We start from the raw sequence: 17,101 nt of genomic DNA on the forward strand, positions 1-17,101 counted from the left end.
GGGGTACTCCCCGCAGCGAAATCAAGGAGGAGCCGAAGGCGGGGGACATTCGCGGAGGGGAGTACCCCATCGGCGTGCGCCCGCCCCGACGTCTCCTCGATGAAACGAAGCCACGGCATCTAGAGCGCCTTGAACAAGGGACTGCGAGGCGCGGCAGAAGCCGCATCCGCCGCCGTGAAGAACTTCTCGGTATAGATATCGCGCTCGAACAGCCGCCCCTGCATCAGCGTTGCGATACAGGCCTCGGTCATCGGTGGCGGACCGCACAAATAGGCCTTGTGCCCCCGGAAGTCGTTCGCGAAATGCGCCTTCAGCGCTTCGTGCGCATAGCCCCGCGCACCGGCCCAGTCCGAACCTTCGGGCAGGTCCGACAGCACCGGCAGATAGGTGAAGTTCGGATGCGCGTCGGCCAGCTGCTCGAACAGCTCGCGGTAGTACAGCTCCTCGGCATTGCGCGCGCCCTGGATCAGCGTGATCGGCAAGGTGCAGCCCTCGGCCAGCAGGTCGAGCACCATCGACTTCGGGCTCGACAGCCCCGAGCCGCCGGCCACGAAGATCATCGGCAGCCGCGCCGACTTGCGCACGAAGAAGCGGCCGTTGGGGGCCGTGAAGCGCAGCCGCTGGCCCGGCTGCAGCTCGTCGTGCAGCCAGCCCGTGGCGCGGCCGCCGGGCACGCGGCGGATGTGCAGCTCGACCAGGTCGTCGCCCGGTGCATTCGCGATCGAGAAGGCGCGCTCCCCTTCCACCCCCGGCACCTGCAGCATCACGTACTGCCCGGCCTGGAACGAGGCCGCGCGTTCCGTGCGCAGCCACAGTCCGCGAATCGTGGGCGTCAGCATGCGTGCCTCCACCACCTCGGCATCGAAGTCCTCGAGCGGCAGGAAGCGCGCGTCGGGGTCCTCGTCGATCTCGGCCTCGATCACCAGGTCGGCCTGCGCCATCGCGCAGCACGCCAGGATCTTGCCCTCGTCGCGCTCGAAATCCATCAACGCGAAGTTCGAGGCATCGCCGTGGTCGCATTCGCCCTCGAGCACCACCACCTTGCAGGTGCCGCACACCCCGTGGCCGCAGGCGTGCGGCAGCCACACGCCCGCGCGCAGGCAGGCATCGAGCACCGTCTGGCCGTCGCGCGCCGCCACGCCCTGGCCCAGCGGCTCGATCATGATCTGGAAGCTCATGGCATCGCTCCTTGCTCGGTGGGCAGCCTCAGCTGCACGAACCCTCGATGCCGCGCAGGCCCGGCGTGCGGAAGCGGATCGCCGACTTGTGGACCAGGCCGTTGTCGGCCAGCGACTTCGCCGCATCGGGCACGAAGGGCTTGCCCGAGTCGAACCACTCGGCCGTGGTCCAGTCGATCCTTTCGAAATCGGGATGGCTGCCGTAGACGCCGGGCAGCACCTCCGACAGCAGCGCGCCGAAGGGCATGGCCGCGGGCAGCGGCAGGCACACGGGCGAACAGAACAGCAGGTGGTCTTCCCAGCCGATGTAGAGCAGGCGGTTGCCGTGGAAGCGCTCCTCGGCATCGGCGACGGTGCCGGTGTAGCCCGGGGCGAGTGCAATGACGGACATGTGTTTTCTCCTGGATGAATGACGGCTTCGGCAGCGCGGCTTCGCCTCGTGGCTCAAGCGACGATCGCCTCTTGCTCGGGCGGGGCGCGGCGCTCCGTCGAGGTGTCCTGTCCCGTCCACCGATCCCAGTTCGCCTGGTCCGGAGAGCCGTTGAACTCGCCGTTGTCCGCGCCCGCGTTGATGTGGTAGTAATCAAGCACCGCCGCGAGCGGGTTGAAGCCCTCGACCGTCGGGTCGGTGCCCTCGGGGAAGCAGTTGCCCTGGTAGATCTGGTGCACCGGCAGCCAGGCCTGCACGTACTTCTCGGGCGCGCCGTCGAACACGTCCTTGCAGCCGTCGGAGCAGAAGTGGTACTTCATGCCGTGGTAGCTGCTCTCGCGGTAGCAGATCTTGGTCGGGTCGTCGGGCTCGGTGAAGGCCATCGGGATCTGGCAGGTCTGGCACAGCATCGGCAGCGTGTTGTTGAACCAGCGCTTGCCCTGCTGCTCCTGTGCGGCCAGCCATTCGAAGCGCGGGCGGTACAGCGCATCGAAGGTGTCGGGGTACTTGGCCGACAACCACTCCATCTCGTCGGGGCGCGGTGCCCACACGTTGATGTTGGCCGCGTGGCCGTAGTTGTTGAAGATGGCCCAGGCCTCGTGCGAGAGGCGGCCCTTCTCCTTGCTTGCCACCTCGTGGTACTTGGGCATGCGGATGCCGTAGCGCGAGAGGTCCTGGAACAGCGCGCCGCCGTTCTTCTCGAAATACATCTCCCAGGCCTCGGACCAGCTCATCACCCGCTTGGGCAGCATGTAGTCCATCATCATCGACACCAGCGTCAGCAGCCGGTAGCCGCGCCAGAACCACTTGTCGACCCACTTCTGCACGATCGGCACGTTGCCCGGGTCCTGCTCGAGGATGAACTTCACCACCTCCAGGCCCAGCGTCATGTGGCGCGACTCGTCGCTCTGGGCCGAGAAGCCGAAGGTCACGGTGGCCATGTCGCCGTTGTAGGCGGCGCCGCTCATGAAGGGCATGAACAGCAGGTTGGTCAGCACGTACTCGAACGAGAACGAGATCGCGGTCACGAACTCGAAGGGCCCCGCGCTCATCGCGTCCTCGAAGTAGCTCTTGGGCACCGACAGGTACCACACGCGGTCGTGCATGTGCTGCGGATCGTGCAGGCCGTTGAAGTACTTGTTGAAGTGGCTGATGGTGTGGAACTGCGTCTGCGCATGGCGCAGCTCGTCGATCGACTGCATCTGGCAGGCCACGCGCGCGCCCACGCCGCGAAACGACCGCCCGGCCATCGCATAGCCGCGGTGCGCCGCGTACTCCAGTGGCGACACGCCCGTGAGGAACAGCTTCAGCGTGTTCAGGTAGCGCGGGTCGCTGATGTTGAACTGGCCGTTGTTCTGCTGGAACGCGTCGATGATCGCGTAGAGCTTCTTCTCCTTCTCGCCCTGGAACTTCCAGTAGGCGTCCATCGTGAGTCGGAACGGGTCCTCCCACTTGTCCCAGTCGTGGATCTTGATGCCCTCGAACTGGTCGAAGGGGAACACGTCGTCCATCGACTGGTAGCTGGTCTCCCAGCCGAGGCCGCGGGTCATCATGGCGTAGCGTTCCTTGAGGCCGAGGCGCTTGCCGGTGCTGCTGTTGGGGGTCGTCATGGCGTTGTCGTCCTGTGCGTTGTCGTTGTGGGTGCGGTGGTCGTCGGAGTGCGCGCGCTCAGGCGCCCCAGTGCAGCGTGAACTCGTCGTCGGTCTCCTCGATGCTTCCCGACAGCGAGATCAGGCTCAGGTGCAGCTCCTGGAGGTCCCAGCGGCGGCCGAGCAGCGACTCGACCGTGGCGCGGCGCAGCGTGAGCCGGCCGGGCGCGTCGATCTTGACCATGGCGGGGTACTCGCTGACGATGGCCTCGGGGTTGTCGGCCACGATGGCCTCGACGATGGCGCGGGCGCTCTCGCTGATCTGCAGCGCGATGAAGACCGGCGTGCGGGAGAGTTCTGCGGTGGCGGTGGTCATGGGGATGGGTCTCCTTGCGGTGGTGATTCAGGCGGTGCGCACCGAGCGCGCGAAGCGGGCGTCGAGCGCCGTGGCGAGTTCCTGCAGCGCGGGCGCGCCCTGGGCGCCGAGCGCCAGCGCGGCCAGCGGCGCGAGCGCCTCGGCGATCTGCGCGCGCCAGTCGGCGTACCAGGCCGCGAGCCTTGCTGCATTGGCCGGCGACTCGTCGGCCGCGGTCTTCAGCGTGGCATCGACCCAGCGCGCGTTCTCGTCGAACCACTCGTTCATGAACTCGGTGAGCATCGCCAGTGCATGGCCGGTGGCCGCGCCCTGCGCGTTCACGTAGTGGCGATAGACCAGCGGGTACAGCAGGCCGTCGAACACCAGGTTCTGCGCCACGAACAGCTCGAACCAGTCCTTGGTGACGAACAGGCTCTCCATCGTGCGGCGCACGCCCTGCCAGGCCGGGTGCGACATCCAGGCCTCCTTGCCCGCGTCGAGTGCCTGGCCCGAGTTGCCGTCGAGCTGAAGACCGATGCGCGAGAGGTACTGCGCGATGCCAAGCCGGTCCATGGCCGCGAAGACGAAGGGCTGCGTGATCGCCGTGCCGTAGCCGTAGCCGCAGCAGTAGCTGTGGTTCATATTGGCGCCCCACTCGTAGTGGCGCAGCGGCACCAGCACCTGCTGCAGCGACTCGCGCACGCCGGCATCGGCCTGCGCCAGCAGCTGGCGCTTGTCGGCGAACTCGAACTGCCGGTCGGCGCCCTCCTGCTGGCGCGCGCGCGTCATCGTGTAGACGCCGTAATAGAAATGGCGCGGATCCTTGAACGCATACCAGTCGGCCATGACGATCGCGGTGCGGCGCTTGTCGTAGAGCTCGTGCTGCGGATCCCACAGCGGCCGGTAGTGGAAGTTGGCCGTGGGCTGCATGTCCAGCGTGGCTTCCTGGTAGCGCGATGCCGGCTTGTCGCCGAGCCGCCGCGCCACGTGCGAGAAGGTCTGGCGGATCGGCCGGATGTCCGAGGTCTTGATGTCGACTTGCACGGTGGGGTCTCCTTGGGTTGTCTTCGGGAAAACGGTGGGTGGACGTGTCAGTGCTCGATGCCGGGCGCGCCGAAGCGCCACTTCATGCGCTCGAAGTCCAGGCGCGCGCCCTCCTCGGTCGTCAGGTGGCGCACCTCGTGGCGGGTGCAGAACTCGCGGAACTGGTCGAACAGCAGCACCAGCTCGACCGCGAGCTCGGGATCGCCGATGGCGAACTCGAACTCGACGAAGCGGGCGTCGCGGGTACCGGTCACGCGCACGAAACAGGGCTGGCCGGTCATCCGGGCCGCGCTGTCGCTGGGGTGGCTCGCAGGCATCGAAGGCATCACTTGTTCAATCCATCACTTGGTGGACGACAACAGCGCCGCCCATGCCTGTAAGGGCAACGGGCGTGCCAGCGCGGCTAAGTGATTGATTTGCAAAGGCCCGCGATGCCGGCGGGCTGCGAGCACCGGGTAGTCCCGGATGCTCGTTTGATCATTTGCTGCGGTGCAGCTTGATCAAATGGTGAAAAGGCCGCGAACGGCTCAGGAGGCCGGCAGGCCTTCCTTCTTGAGGCGGTAGGCCAGCTGCGGCCGCGTGATGCCCAGCAGGCGCGCGGCCTGCGAGAGATTGCCCTTGGCGCGCTGCATCGCGGTCTGCATCAGGCGCCGCTCGAGCGAGGCGATGTCGATGTTCTGCTCGAGCACGCGCTGGCACAGCGCGTCGAGCTCGCTGCCCTCGCCCGCGGCCTCGGCCGGCGCGCCGACCCGGCCCTTGGCGTCGAGCCCGCTGCCGTCGGGCGTGCCGGGCGGCGACATCCACAGGTGGCTGGCCTCGATGTCGCCGTGGTCGGGTGCCAGCAGCACGGCACGCTCGATCACGTTCTCGAGCTCGCGGATGTTGCCGGGCCAGGCGTGCTTCTGCACGTCGCGCGCGGCCTTGTCGGTCAGGCCGCGCAGCTTCTTGCCGTAGAGCGCGCTGTACTTCTCGACGAAGCGCGTGACCAGCGCCGGGATGTCGGCCGTGCGCTCGCGCAGCGGCGGGATCGAGATCGGGAAGGTGTTGAGCCGATAGAACAGGTCGGTGCGGAAGCGCCCGGCCTGCATCGCCTGCTGCAGGTTGACGTTGGTGGCGGCGACGATGCGCACGTCGACCTTGATCGGTTGCTCGGCGCCCAGGCGCTCGACCTCGCCGGTCTGCAGCACGCGCAGCAGCTTGACCTGCGCGGCCAGAGGCAGGTCGCCGACCTCGTCGAGGAACAGCGTGCCGCCGTGCGCGCGCTCGAAGCGGCCGGCGCGCGCATGGTGGGCGCCGGTGTAGGCGCCCTTCTCCACGCCGAACAGCTCGGCCTCCATCAGATCGGCCGGGATCGCGGCGCAGTTCACCGCGATGAAGGGCTGGCGCGCGCGCGGCCCGTTGTCGTGCAGCCAGCGCGCGAACACCTCCTTGCCCACGCCGGTTTCGCCGAGCAGCAGCACCGTGATCGCGCTGTCGACCGCGCTGCGCATCAGCTCGAAGGCGGCGCGAAAGCCCGGCGACACGCCCACCAGCTTCTGGTCGTACTCGCGCCGCGGCTGCAGCCGGCGGATGTGCTGCAGCCCGAGGTTGAACTCGATCAGGTTCTCGGCCACGTGGTGCTGGCGGAAGTAGTCGAGGTAGTGGTCGTCGTGCCAGTCCTCGGCCGGCTGGCCGACGATGCGGCAGCGGCTGTCGCCCATGCTCGTGCACTCGACCTCCTTGAACACCACCATGCGCCCCATGAAGGCCGTGGTGTAGCCCGAGGCATAGCCGATCTGCGACCAGCACTGCGGGTCCTCGCCATAGCCGAAGTCGGCCACGTGGGCCTCGCACTCCCACGAGTTCTCCCAGAGGAACTCGCCGTAGAACTGCCTGGTCGCGATGTCGAACTCGAGCTGCGTCTTCTGCACCGAGACGATGCCCTCGATCGAATGCAGGCGCGGCCCGAGCATGAAGGCATCTTCCGCGCGCATGCCGGCGCGGCGCTCGCGCACCGCCACCTCGCCGTCGCGCAGCCCCGACGCGAAGCCCATGCGCACCAGCAGGCCGCGCGCGCGCTCGATGCCGAGCGAGTCGAGCAGTTCCTTGCGCAGCTCGGCGAAGGCGCGCGCATGCAGGAGCAGCATGCGCTGCTCGTCCAGCCAGATATGGCCCGAGCCGGCGCTGAAGCGCAGGAGCGAGAGAAGTTCTCCCACGGAGTGTCTCCTAGATCTTGGGGGCGTGTCGGCCCGCATTGTGCGGCACGGTGCGGCGCGCGGGGAGCGCGTTTTCGCGGGGGCCTCGCTCCGGTCGCCGGATCTCCCCGGGCCTCAGCAGGAGCGCGTCAACCCTGCGCCTTGCGCGCCTCGATCCAGTGCACGACCTTGCCCGCATGGCTGTGCGGCGCCTTGGCGCCGACGCGCCGGGCCAGGTCGGCCAGCGTCTGGGAGGACAGCACCTGCCGCATCCGGTCCTCGGCCTCGAGCATCACCGCATGGATCGAGCAGACACCGTCCATCGCCCAGCGCGGCGCCTCGCCGTCGAAGACCGCGCAGCGTCCGCGAATCTCGCGGCATTCGAACAGCGCCTTCGGCCCGTCGATGGCTTCCACCACCTCGAGCACGCTGATCCGGTCGGCGGGCTTGGCCAGGCGAAAGCCGCCGTTCTTTCCCTCGGTCGCCTCGGTCAGGCCGGCCTTGCGCAGCTTGGTGAAGAGCTTGGCCACGAACTCCACCGACAGGCCCTGAAGCTCGGAGAGGTCGCGCACGCTGGCTTCGGTGACTCCGGTGGGAGGCCCCGACAAATAGAGAAGGCAATGCAGTCCGTATTCGACACCGGCACTGATGTGGCTCAAGCTGGCTCCCGTGGGAATGGAGGGGCGGATCGTAACTGAGCCACCCCTCGCGCAGAGCGGCGCGCGGCGGCGCTCACTTCCTGTCGAGCGTGACCAGGTTCTTCTCCTTCGAATCGGCCACGAAGATCGCCAGCAGCTTCGCGGGCTCGGTGGCGCTCGCGTTGTCGCTCACCGCGTGATGGGCGCCAGGCTGCTCGGTCCAGCTCTCGCCCGCGCGGTAGACGACCTCCTTGCCGTTGTCGAGCTTGCTGCGGATCGCGCCTTCCAGCACATAGCCCACGACGAAGGCCTGGCCGTGGCGATGCGCGGGCGTCTTCGCGCCGGGTGCGTAGCTGACGACCAGCGCCGTGAGCGTCTTGCCGGGCACGTTGGCGATCGCATGGGCGAAGGCCGGAACGATGACTTCGCGTTGCGGCTCGGGCGGTGCCGCGACGGCGGAGCCCGTGCCTGTTGCGGTGAAGGCGAGGAGCGCGAGTGCGAGCGATGCGGTTTTCATGGGAGGTCTTCCTTGGGTTGGCGTTGCGGATGTGCACGGGCGAATGCCGTGCGTCTAACGAGGGTCGTTGGCGGCGACCCGCATGGATTCGCCGTCGACATGGACATCGACGACCAGCCGTTCGAACGCCCGCTGCTCCTCGGCGCTCAGCCCCTGGGCCAACACCTTCAGCGCGTTGCGATAGCACGGCAGCATCAGCGCGGCGATCGAGCGCCACGTCTCGTCGCCCGCCGCGATCGCGGACTCGCATCGAAGGATGTTCGTGTACGCGCCCAGCATGGCGAGGGGTCGGTTCATGAAATCGGCGATTGAAATTTTTACTACGACCAGTATAGTCGTAGTTAAGCGATCCACACCGGATCGTCTTGAAGACCCCGCGCGCGCCGCACCCTTCGCGATGCGCCGCGGGACATGAAACTCGAAGAACCGAACCATCCAAAATGACCCAACGAATCCTGGTTGTAGGCGCCGGCTTTGCCGGCATGTGGAGCGCCTTGAGCGCCGCGCGCGCACTCGACATGGCAGGCCATGCGAACGACGGCGTGGAGATCCTGCTGGTCGCGCCCGAGCCCACGCTGCATGTGCGCCCTCGCCTCTACGAAGTGCCGCAGGAGGCGATGAAGGCGCCGCTGCAGTCCGTGTTCGATACCGTCGGCGTGCGCTTCCTCGCGGCACGTGTGGAACACATCCGCACCGATGCGCGGGAAGTCGACGTGGTCGACGCCGCGGGCGCGCGCCAGACGCTCGCCTACGACAGGCTGGTGCTCGCCGCGGGCAGCAAGCTCTTCCGCCCGCCGGTGCCCGGCCTGCATGCGCACGCGCTGAGCGTCGACCAGTACGAGGACGCCGTGGCGCTCGACGCGCACCTGCGCAAGCTCGCGGAGCAGCCCTCCTCGCTCGCGCGCAACACCATCGTGGTGGTCGGCGGCGGCTTCACCGGCATCGAGACCGCGGCCGAGATGCCCGCGCGGCTGCGCGAGATCATGGGCGGCGACATCGAACCGCGCGTGATCGTCGTCGAGCGCGCCGATGCGATCGGTCCCGACCTCGGGCCGGGTCCGCGGCCGGTGATCGAGAAGGCGCTGAAGTCGCAAGGCGTCAGCTGGCGGCTGGGCGTGGAGGTCGAGAGCATCGACGCCGAAGGAATCACCACCTCGGGCGGCGAACGCATCGAGGCAGCGACGGTGATCTGGACCGCCGGCATGCGCGCGACCGCGCTGACGCAGCAGATCCCCGCCGAGCGCGATGCCGCGGGCCGCATCCTCGTCGACCGCAACCTGCAGGTGCCGGGCGTTCCGAATGTCTTCGTCACGGGCGATGCCGCGCGCGCCGCCACCGACGACGAGGGCAATGTCGCAATGATGTCGTGCCAGCACGCGATGGCGCTGGGCCGCTCGGCCGGCCACAACGTCGCGGCCGACCTGCTGGGGCTGCCCAAGATCGCCTATTCGCAGCCGAAGTACGTGACCTGCCTGGACCTCGGTCCCTGGGGCGCCGTGTACACCGAAGGCTGGTCGCGCGAAGTGAAGATGGAAGGTGCCGAGGCGAAAGCCCTCAAGCACCAGATCAACACCGAGTGGATCTACCCGCCCACCGGCGACCGCGCGGAGATCCTGCGCTCGGCGGATCCCGGCCGCATCGTCGTGGCCTGAGCCGTGTCGCGAGTGCCGGCTGTCAGTACCCGGTCCGCTTCCAGGCGATGCCGTCGGTGGAGCGGTAGGTGCCGCCGGTGGCGCAGCAACCGCCGGCACCGATCGCCATGCGGCCCAGTTGGGCCGTCAGCACGTCGCCCTTGAGCTCCAGGTACTGGCGCTGGCAGACGCTGAAGAAGGGATAGAACTCGGGCTTGAGCACCGAGGTCCACTCGACTTCGCCGCCCTCGAGGCTGCGCACGCTGTAGACCTCGCAGTCGTTCACGACGAGGTGGATCGGCCGCCCGGCCAGCGTGCCGCGAAAGCTCAGTTCGGGCGGCGCGTCGCGCGTGATCTGCGCTTCCTTGCTCAGTGGCGGTGGCGGCGGCGCGGGCTTCTCGCAGCCCGCGAGCGCAGTGGCCAGCACCAGGCCGCAGGCGATGCGGTGCGGGCCCCTCACGCGGCCTCGCTCCCATCGTCGCGTTCTTCTTCCGCGACGGCACCGCGGTCCTTGATGCGCGTGACCTGCGTGAGCAGCGCGTCCTCGGCCGCCATGTCGGGCCGCTGCCCGCGATAGACCGGCTGCTCGAAGCTGCCGCCCGCGTAGCGATAGAGATAGCGCACTTCGACCAGCGTGCCGGGCGCGGGCAGCGCCTCGTTCGGTGGCACGGTCACGTTGCCGAGATCGACCAGCACGCCGGCCTCGTCGCGCAGGCCCACGGCCACCGAGCGTTGCGCATTGACGCGCAACACCTCGCAGGTCGCGCTCTGCTGGAACTTGAACTTGAGGCTCGCGGCACTGCGCCCCGCGGCGAAGGGCGCGGCCAGCGCCTTGAGCACGAAGCCCTCGCCATGCGCGGCGCGCAACTCGGCCGCGCGCCGGTGCTTGGCCGAAGCCTCGGTCTCGAGCGGCAGCACGGCCATCCATGGCAGCGCGGTCGCGAAGGCCTCGAGCCGATGGAAGCGTTCGACGAAAGCCTGCGCGCGCAGATCCTCGCCGCCGGCCTCGAGCAGGTCGAAGGCCAGGAAGCCATCGCCCACGTGTTCGCCCGCGATCACCGCGCGGCCCGCTGGCAGCGCGGCGGTCGCGACCCAGGCCTGCGGGATGTCGACGAACAGGCCGCGGCGGTTGGTGCCGCGCACGGCGCCTTCCTCGATCAGCAGCATGCGGTTCTCGCCATCGGCCTTTTCCTGCAGGCCCCAGCCGGGATCGTCGAGGTAGCGCGCGAGCTGCGTCTCGGCGATGAGGGTCGGCAGCTGCGGCAGCTCGCCGCTTCTGCGGCCCGCGAACTCAGAGGCCGTGTAGAGCGCGCCCGAGGCATCGGTGGTGTAGCCCTTGCCGGTCTTCTCCTTCACCACCTTCTGGTAGATCTTGAGCGCGGCCTCGTAGCCGACCGGGCTGCTGGTCTTGGTGCCGGTGGCGAGCGTGCCGCCGCGCCGGCCGTTGCCGTAGTCGACCACCCAGCCCTCGTCCTTCGGCCGCAGGTGGACCTGGTAGACCTTGTCGGAACCCTGGCCGGTGAAGTAGAGGAAGCTGGATTGCGAAAGCGATTCGGTGCTGGACATGGCGGCGGATGCGATGGAACGAACGGCGCCGTGGCATTGCACGACGCTCCGATGCTACACAGCACGCACGATGTCGCCGAATGACTTTAGGCACTGGTGCCGCGCGCCCGGCGCACCTAGCCTACGCCCGCACAGGCGAACACAAGGGGACGGCGCCATGGGATTTCTGGACAAGGTCCGCAAGCTTTTTTCATTCAGTTTCAATCGGCTCGAGGACGGCACGCCGCTGACGCCCGCGCAGCATCGCGGCCTCGCGCTCGGCGCGGTCTACGCGGCCGAGTCCTACCTGCCGATCAACGCGCTCACCACCGAATCCGACCGCGCCACCGCCGTGGCGCTGCTGGCCTCGGCCTGGGGCGTCACCAACGCCAGCAGCGCGCGCGAGGTCACCGAGTCGCTGCTCCTGCAAGGCCACCGTGCGCACTATGCGGTGGTGAATCCGCGCGTCGAGCGCCTGCACCGCGGCAGCCGAAGCGATGCGGCGGCAGTGGCGCAAGCCAACCTCGCGGCGCTGCCCGGCGAAGCGGTGGCGCGCGGCCTCGACCTCGAAAGCACGCGCGACTACTACGAAAGTTGGCACGAAGCAGCCGAAGAAGGTTTGTTCGACAAGCTGCCGCGGCCGCTGCCCGCGAACATCATGGCCTGGGACATGGGCCGGCTGGTGCAGCTGCACCGGCTGATCCAGGACGCGCGGCTGCTGCGCGCCGAGGAGTCGTGGAACGCGATCGCGAGCGCGGCGCGTCTCGCGCAGCCCTCCTACCAGTCGTGGCGTGACTTCGGCGACAGCTTCGTGGTCGGGCGCGCGTTCTGGCTCGCCACCCACGATCTCGACCGCATCGCCGAGGACACCGACACCTTCCAGCGCGCCACCGCCCACCTGCTCTCGCACGAGCACAGCCCGTGGCGGCAGATGGCATGGTGAGCCGGCGCTCATTCGAGCGTCATCCAAGCATGCGGGAACAGGGCCTAAGATAGCTGGATGCCCCGATCGGCCACACCGCGCGATCGAGGGCATTCAACCGAAGGCAGGGAGGCCTCCGCGTGAAGCGCATTCGATCCGAGAAACTCACACGAACGAGACCGGGGACATCGACGGTCACGGAACACGTCACCATCGAACTGTTCGAGCTGCCCGCCGACGCCGGGCACGTGGTGCACCTGAGCAGCAGCCGCGACGGACTCCAGTGGCGCGAGACCGTGCTGACGCCCGCGCCGCTCGCGCTCGACAAGGCAATGGCGGTGTTCGGCGATGCGCTCGCCGCGCAGCTCTCGCGCGGCCTCGCGCTCGAAGGCGCGCCCGTCGTTGCATCGGCACCGGCCGCGCCCATCGCCGCCGCCGCTTCTCTTTCGCCGGCCGACACCATCCTGCTCGAGCGCATCGCGCCCGATGCCTGGCGCCTGCTGCCGCCGCTGCGCCGCAGCCGTACGGTGTGGCGCCTCGGCGAACGCCGGCTCGCGCAGGCGGTGCCGCGGCTGGTCGAACTGATCGAGACCGGCGACGCGATGCTCGACTACTGCATCGCCTGGGCGATCGGCCGCTGCGGCGACGCGGGCGCCTTCGAGGCGATGGTCGAACTCTCGCGCCGCGCGACCGACCCCAAGGTGACGCGCATCGCGCGCTGGGCCGCGCTCGCGCTGTGGCCGGCCGAACGGCGTGCCGCGGAGGCCGAACGCATCGTCGACGACTGGCCAGGCTCGCTGCGCCGCGCCTGGACCGAGGCGCAGGTCGTGCCGGTGGCCGAGGCCGCCGCGCTGCTGCGCGAGCGGCTCGCCGATCCCGCGCACTGGCAGAGCCTCGCGCACACCGACTGGACGCAGCAGCTGTTCGAACTCGCGCTGCTCGAAGGCCTCGACGAGGACCGGCCCGCCGGCCTGGCGCGCCGTGCGCTGCATGACGTGGCGCAGCAGCTGTCACTGGCCGCGGGCAGCTTCCGCGCCTGGCGCCGGCTCTACAAGGGTGCCGAGTTCGCGGGCGACTACCGCCTGCTGGGCCTGCTGAACCAGCGCCTCGAAACGCAGCGCGCGGGTTTTCGCGGCACCAGCCAATGGGCCATGCTCAACGGCCGCTACGTCGACATCGCGAAGGAGATCGTGCGCCCCGACAGCCGGCTCGCGCTGAGCCAGCGCACGCACGACTACCTGCGCCGCCGCACCTGGCGCACCCTGCGCCGGCTCGCGCTGCGCGGCGCGGCCGACGAGCGCGACTGGCTGCGGCTCGCGATGGGCGTGCTGCTCGCGGCCGACGATGCGAACGCGGCCGTCGCGGCGCGCCATGAGGATGCGGGCTGGAACCGCGAGATGCGCGTCTGGCACAGCGGTCCCTACAGCCGCTGGCTGGTCGTGATGCAACTGCTGCACCGCCACGACCCCGAATGGACCGCGCTGGCCGGCGGCCTCTACTGGCGCCGCGAGACGCCGCCGGCCGAGCACCGCGCGCAACGCGGCGAGGCCTGGCCCGAACGCTGGGACCGCCATCCCGAGGCGCTGCTGCAGCTGATGCAGCAATCGCGCTGCGCCGGCGTGCATGCTTTCGCAGCGCGCGCGCTGCAGGACAACCGCAGCTTCTGCCAGGCGCTCGATGGCGCCCAGCTGCGCGAGCTGCTCGCGAGCGCCTGGAACGACACGGCGCGCTTCGCGTTGACGCTGGTGCGCGAGCGCATCGGGGCCGGCGAGCCGGCCGGCCCGTGGCTCGTGCCACTGATCGATTCGCCACTCGATGAAGCACGTCGCCATGCGCTCGACCTGATCGCCGAGGACCCGGCGCGCTACAGCCGCGACGTCGAGCTGCTGCTGCGCCTGCTGGTCTCGGCCGATGCCGAGGTGCGCCGCGCCTCGCGCCTGCTGCTGCAGGCCGCGGCCGGCCAGCCCGAGGCCACCGACGGTTTCGAGGCACTGTGCACCGCGCTGCTCGGCTGGCTCGCGCGCTGCGATGCGCAGGCGCCCGAGCTCGCGGCCATCTGCGAGAACCTGCAATGGGCGCTGCAGAACCCGCTGCGCGAAGCCGGCGCGAAGGCGCCGCTGGCCGCGCTGCTGGCCCTGTTCGACCACGCGAGCCCCGACGTGGTGGCGCTCGCGGCCGAGTGGCTGCTGCTGCATCCGGCATCCGTTCAAGGCCTGCCGATCGAGGTCCTGACGCGATTGCTGCAGTCGGACGACGAGCGGCTGCGCGGCGCCGGCGTGCGCCTGTTCACCGCGCTGCCCGACGACACGCTGCTCGCGCAGCCGGCGCTGTTCGCCGTGTTCTGCGCCAGCCCGATGCCGCGCGTACGCAGCGCGGTCGCGCCCAAGCTCGCGCAGCTGCTGCCCGGCCATCCGGACTTCGGCGCGGCGCTGATGCCGATGCTGCGCGACGAGTTGTTCCGCACCGAAGCGGCCGAGGGCGTGTTCGATTCGCTGCTGCAGTGGCTGTGCGGGCCGCTGGCCGAACACGCGCGCGCGGGCGACAGCGCCACCACCGTGCGGCTGCTCGAGGCGCGCAGCAAGGGCGCGCAACGGCTGGGCGCCTGGCTGCTGCCGCAGCAGCCGGCCGAGGCCTTCGACGTGCTGCAGACCGCGAGCCTGGGGCTGGTCGATGCCGCCGCCGCGCGCCAGTGGGCCTGCGAACAGCTCGCCGCGCGGCCCGAACGCACGCTCGCGCAGCTCGACGACGCGCTGCGCATCTTCGACAGCCGCTGGGACGATGCGCTCGCCTGGGCCCGCCAGTGGTTCGCATCGCAAGGCCAGTCGCCGCAATGGACGCCCGCACTGCTGGTGCGCCTGTGCGACCACAAGGATCCCGGCGCCCAGCGCCTGGGCCGCGAGCTGCTGACGGCGCATTTCGAACTCACCGACGTCACCACCTACATGCTGCAGCTGAGCCAGCATCCCTCGAGCGGCATGCAGCTGTTCGTGACCAACTGGCTGGCGGCCGCCGCGGGCGGCAAGCCCGAGGTGCTGGCGCGGCTCGAGCCCTACTTCCTCACCGTGCTGTCGCAGGCCAACCGCGGCCGGCTCGCCAAGGCGCGCGTGAGCAAATTCCTCGCGGCGCAGGCCGAGCAGTCCGAAGAGGCGGCGCGCATCGTCGCGCGCGTGTTCGCGCGCCAGGCCGTGAGCGGCGCCATCACCGAGCGCGCCCGCTACGTGGCCGGCCTGCGCAGCATCCAGCAACGCTATCCGGCGCTCGAGAACCCGCTGCAGGCCGCGCCCGTGCGCGCCGTCGCGCCGCGCCGGGCCGCCGTCGCCGGAGGTCCCGCCGCATGAAGTTCCAGTACCGCTATTTCGGCCACTCGGGCGCGCAGCAGACGCCCACCAGCACCGCGCTGCAGTTCGCGCCCGACACCCTGCGCGCGCCCGTGCACTTCATCGGCGAGGTCAACCGCCACCTGCCGTTTCGCGAAGGCATGTCGGCGCTGCACGACGTGGTGGTGGGCGACCTGCGCTTCCAGCCGCGCGACAAGAGCGCCTACCTCGAATGGCTCGCGAGCCAGGAAGGCGAGCTGCTCGCGCAGTACATGGCACGCAGCGACGAGCTCAAGGCCCGGATGGCGCCGCTGCGCGAGGAGCTCGACGTGCTGCGCCAGCGCAAGTCGGCCATGCTGCAGCCCTTCTACAAGGCGCAGAAGCGCTACTTCGACCACCTCTACAAGGTCAACCGCGAAGCCTGGTTCGTGCTCGACCCGGTGATCACGGTGCATCCCGACCGCGTGTTCTTCGAGTGCTTCAGCCAGGACGAGTCGAGCTACGGCATGTTCTCCTGCGGCCACGAGGTCTTCGACCGCGTGAGCGACCATGCCTTCGGCACCACCAACGTCGACTACTCCGAGTCGCTCTACGACGAGTTCCAGAAGATCCGCGACTACAAGGCCACGCGGCTGGCGATCGATCCCGGCGGCTTCCAGGTACAGAGCGGCAACGACCCGGCCTTCCACGAACCCAAGATCGAGGTGCCCGACAGCTGGGTACGCGGCTTCCTGCAGGTCAGCAGCGCGATGCTGCTGCCCGCGCACCGGCTGCAGCTGCATCCGATGGACGTGCACAACATCTGCCTGGTGCTGCGGCGGCGCAAGGAGCGCGCGGGCCCGCGCTCGCTGCGCTTCATCCTGCGGCCCGGGCAGCCGGTGCGCATCCTGTTCGAGCCCTGGGGCCACGAACTGGTGTGCCCGCGTTCCTCGCACGACGCGCCCGCCGACATCGACATCCGCGTCTGGGGCCGGCGCCGGCTGCTGCAGCTCGAGCGGCTGGTGCCGGTGGCGCAGGGCTTCACGGTGCACCTGCTGGGCACCGGCATGCCGAGCTTCTGGGTCGCGCGGCTGCCCGACATGGAATTCACGCTGGGCCTGTCGGGCTGGACCGCCAACGACTGGTCGCGCAACGGCCACTTCGAGCTGCTGCAGCCGCGCCACGACGTCGACCAGGACAGCCTGCTGCGCGTGTTCGCGGCGCTCGGCGAACGCTGGCGCGCCACCACCGCCGAACTGGCCGCAGCCACCGGGCTCTCGCCGCTCACGGTCGAGTCGGCGCTCGGCGGCTATGTGCAGGCCGGGCGCGTGGTGTACGACATCGCGCACGGCGTGTGGCGCCTGCGCGAGCTCAGCCGCGAGCCGCTGCCGATGGAGCGGCTGCGCCATGCCAGCCCCGAGGAAGCGGCCGCGGCCGAACTGGTGCAGGCCGGACGCCTGAAGGACACGAAGGTCGAGGCCCGTGCCGATGGCGGGCTGCTGCTCAGCGGCCTGTGCGGCACCCAATCCTCGCGCCAGTACCAGGTGCGGCTGCAGCTCGATGCCGACCAGCGCGTGGCCACCGGCGAATGCCAGTGCGACCACTTCATCCGCCTGCGCATGACGAAGGGGCCGTGCGAACACATGCTCGCGCTGCGCCTGGCCACGGCCTCGGCCGCGCTGGCCCTTGGCACTACCGCGGGCGCACCGACGCCCGCGACCGACTCGGAAGAAAGGACTGCAAGCATCGGCTGATACACTGGTTTTGCGAACGGGGCGGGAA

16 protein-coding genes are annotated in these 17,101 nt (G+C 69.5%); 4 read left to right on the forward strand and 12 right to left on the reverse strand.

Features of this window, described 5'->3' with window-relative positions:
• Window positions 1-119 precede the first annotated feature (119 nt).
• The 10 genes from AC07RM_RS35185 to AC07RM_RS35230 all read right to left on the reverse strand — a co-directional run bounded on the left by AC07RM_RS35185 (window position 120) and on the right by AC07RM_RS35230 (window position 8,222).
• Window positions 120-1,178 (reverse strand): NADH:ubiquinone reductase (Na(+)-transporting) subunit F, encoded by a 1,059-nt coding sequence (locus AC07RM_RS35185; RefSeq protein ID WP_495337436.1) that lies wholly within the window; start codon window positions 1,176-1,178, stop codon window positions 120-122.
• 28 nt (window positions 1,179-1,206) lie between these two features.
• A complete protein-coding gene (locus AC07RM_RS35190) occupies window positions 1,207-1,569 on the reverse strand; it encodes a phenol hydroxylase subunit P4 (protein WP_203205414.1) in 363 nt (120 codons plus the stop codon).
• A gap of 53 nt (window positions 1,570-1,622) precedes the next feature.
• Window positions 1,623-3,218: an aromatic/alkene/methane monooxygenase hydroxylase/oxygenase subunit alpha gene (locus AC07RM_RS35195; protein ID WP_495337437.1), complete on the reverse strand. Its 1,596-nt coding sequence runs from the start codon at window positions 3,216-3,218 to the stop codon at window positions 1,623-1,625.
• 58 nt (window positions 3,219-3,276) lie between these two features.
• Window positions 3,277-3,573 carry an MmoB/DmpM family protein gene (locus AC07RM_RS35200; protein WP_093342817.1) on the reverse strand — a complete coding sequence of 99 codons (297 nt, stop codon included), beginning with the start codon at window positions 3,571-3,573 and terminating at the stop codon, window positions 3,277-3,279.
• Window positions 3,574-3,600: 27 nt separating this feature from the next.
• Complete coding sequence (locus tag AC07RM_RS35205) at window positions 3,601-4,596, reverse strand: aromatic/alkene monooxygenase hydroxylase subunit beta (protein ID WP_495337438.1); 996 nt, start codon at window positions 4,594-4,596, stop codon at window positions 3,601-3,603.
• Window positions 4,597-4,643: 47 nt separating this feature from the next.
• On the reverse strand, window positions 4,644-4,913 hold the full coding sequence (locus AC07RM_RS35210) for a phenol hydroxylase subunit (protein ID WP_172705560.1): 270 nt from the start codon (window positions 4,911-4,913) through the stop codon (window positions 4,644-4,646).
• 210 nt (window positions 4,914-5,123) lie between these two features.
• Window positions 5,124-6,830, reverse strand: coding sequence for a sigma 54-interacting transcriptional regulator (locus AC07RM_RS35215; RefSeq protein ID WP_495337439.1), 1,707 nt, complete (start codon window positions 6,828-6,830; stop codon window positions 5,124-5,126).
• An 89-nt stretch (window positions 6,831-6,919) separates the two neighbouring features.
• Window positions 6,920-7,429, reverse strand: coding sequence for an RrF2 family transcriptional regulator (locus AC07RM_RS35220; protein ID WP_495337440.1), 510 nt, complete (start codon window positions 7,427-7,429; stop codon window positions 6,920-6,922).
• A gap of 73 nt (window positions 7,430-7,502) precedes the next feature.
• Complete coding sequence (locus AC07RM_RS35225; protein WP_495337441.1) at window positions 7,503-7,925, reverse strand: cupin domain-containing protein; 423 nt, start codon at window positions 7,923-7,925, stop codon at window positions 7,503-7,505.
• A gap of 54 nt (window positions 7,926-7,979) precedes the next feature.
• A complete protein-coding gene (locus AC07RM_RS35230) occupies window positions 7,980-8,222 on the reverse strand; it encodes a hypothetical protein (RefSeq protein WP_495337442.1) in 243 nt (80 codons plus the stop codon).
• Window positions 8,223-8,365: 143 nt separating this feature from the next.
• Between AC07RM_RS35230 and AC07RM_RS35235 the strand changes: the two genes are divergently transcribed.
• A complete protein-coding gene (locus AC07RM_RS35235; protein WP_495337443.1) occupies window positions 8,366-9,577 on the forward strand; it encodes an NAD(P)/FAD-dependent oxidoreductase in 1,212 nt (403 codons plus the stop codon).
• 22 nt (window positions 9,578-9,599) lie between these two features.
• On the opposite strand, the gene AC07RM_RS35240 is transcribed toward AC07RM_RS35235, so the two are convergent.
• Window positions 9,600-10,016 carry a hypothetical protein gene (locus tag AC07RM_RS35240; RefSeq protein WP_495337444.1) on the reverse strand — a complete coding sequence of 139 codons (417 nt, stop codon included), beginning with the start codon at window positions 10,014-10,016 and terminating at the stop codon, window positions 9,600-9,602.
• On the reverse strand, window positions 10,013-11,122 hold the full coding sequence (locus tag AC07RM_RS35245) for a hypothetical protein (protein WP_495337445.1): 1,110 nt from the start codon (window positions 11,120-11,122) through the stop codon (window positions 10,013-10,015). Before AC07RM_RS35245 ends, AC07RM_RS35240 begins: the two co-directional genes overlap by 4 nt.
• 157 nt (window positions 11,123-11,279) lie before the next feature.
• Here AC07RM_RS35245 and AC07RM_RS35250 point away from each other — a divergent pair, with 157 nt between their 5' ends.
• From AC07RM_RS35250 to AC07RM_RS35260, 3 genes are all read left to right on the forward strand, one after another.
• The gene (locus AC07RM_RS35250) at window positions 11,280-12,044 is read left to right on the forward strand and encodes a DUF1266 domain-containing protein (protein ID WP_495337446.1); all 765 of its coding nucleotides are present in this window, start codon (window positions 11,280-11,282) and stop codon (window positions 12,042-12,044) included.
• A 119-nt stretch (window positions 12,045-12,163) separates the two neighbouring features.
• Window positions 12,164-15,361, forward strand: coding sequence for a hypothetical protein (locus tag AC07RM_RS35255; RefSeq protein WP_495337447.1), 3,198 nt, complete (start codon window positions 12,164-12,166; stop codon window positions 15,359-15,361).
• A complete protein-coding gene (locus AC07RM_RS35260) occupies window positions 15,358-17,073 on the forward strand; it encodes an SWIM zinc finger family protein (protein ID WP_296777620.1) in 1,716 nt (571 codons plus the stop codon). The genes AC07RM_RS35255 and AC07RM_RS35260 overlap by 4 nt, the downstream gene beginning before the upstream one ends.
• Window positions 17,074-17,101 lie beyond the last annotated feature (28 nt).

This window comes from Variovorax sp. GW821-FHT09B05 (assembly GCF_059418265.1).

Excerpts from the sequence above, each read along its gene's own strand:
- AC07RM_RS35260 (WP_296777620.1), top strand. The coding sequence starts at position 15,358 with ATGAAGTTCCAGTACCGCTATTTCGGCCACTCGGGCGCGCAGCAGACG.
- AC07RM_RS35210 (WP_172705560.1), bottom strand. The coding sequence starts at position 4,913 with ATGCCTGCGAGCCACCCCAGCGACAGCGCGGCCCGGATGACCGGCCAG.
- AC07RM_RS35195 (WP_495337437.1), bottom strand. The coding sequence starts at position 3,218 with ATGACGACCCCCAACAGCAGCACCGGCAAGCGCCTCGGCCTCAAGGAA.
- AC07RM_RS35225 (WP_495337441.1), bottom strand. The coding sequence starts at position 7,925 with ATGAAAACCGCATCGCTCGCACTCGCGCTCCTCGCCTTCACCGCAACA.
- AC07RM_RS35200 (WP_093342817.1), bottom strand. The coding sequence starts at position 3,573 with ATGACCACCGCCACCGCAGAACTCTCCCGCACGCCGGTCTTCATCGCG.
- AC07RM_RS35230 (WP_495337442.1), bottom strand. The coding sequence starts at position 8,222 with ATGAACCGACCCCTCGCCATGCTGGGCGCGTACACGAACATCCTTCGA.
- AC07RM_RS35250 (WP_495337446.1), top strand. The coding sequence starts at position 11,280 with ATGGGATTTCTGGACAAGGTCCGCAAGCTTTTTTCATTCAGTTTCAAT.
- AC07RM_RS35185 (WP_495337436.1), bottom strand. The coding sequence starts at position 1,178 with ATGAGCTTCCAGATCATGATCGAGCCGCTGGGCCAGGGCGTGGCGGCG.
- AC07RM_RS35215 (WP_495337439.1), bottom strand. The coding sequence starts at position 6,830 with ATGCGGGCCGACACGCCCCCAAGATCTAGGAGACACTCCGTGGGAGAA.
- AC07RM_RS35235 (WP_495337443.1), top strand. The coding sequence starts at position 8,366 with ATGACCCAACGAATCCTGGTTGTAGGCGCCGGCTTTGCCGGCATGTGG.
- AC07RM_RS35190 (WP_203205414.1), bottom strand. The coding sequence starts at position 1,569 with ATGTCCGTCATTGCACTCGCCCCGGGCTACACCGGCACCGTCGCCGAT.
- AC07RM_RS35245 (WP_495337445.1), bottom strand. The coding sequence starts at position 11,122 with ATGTCCAGCACCGAATCGCTTTCGCAATCCAGCTTCCTCTACTTCACC.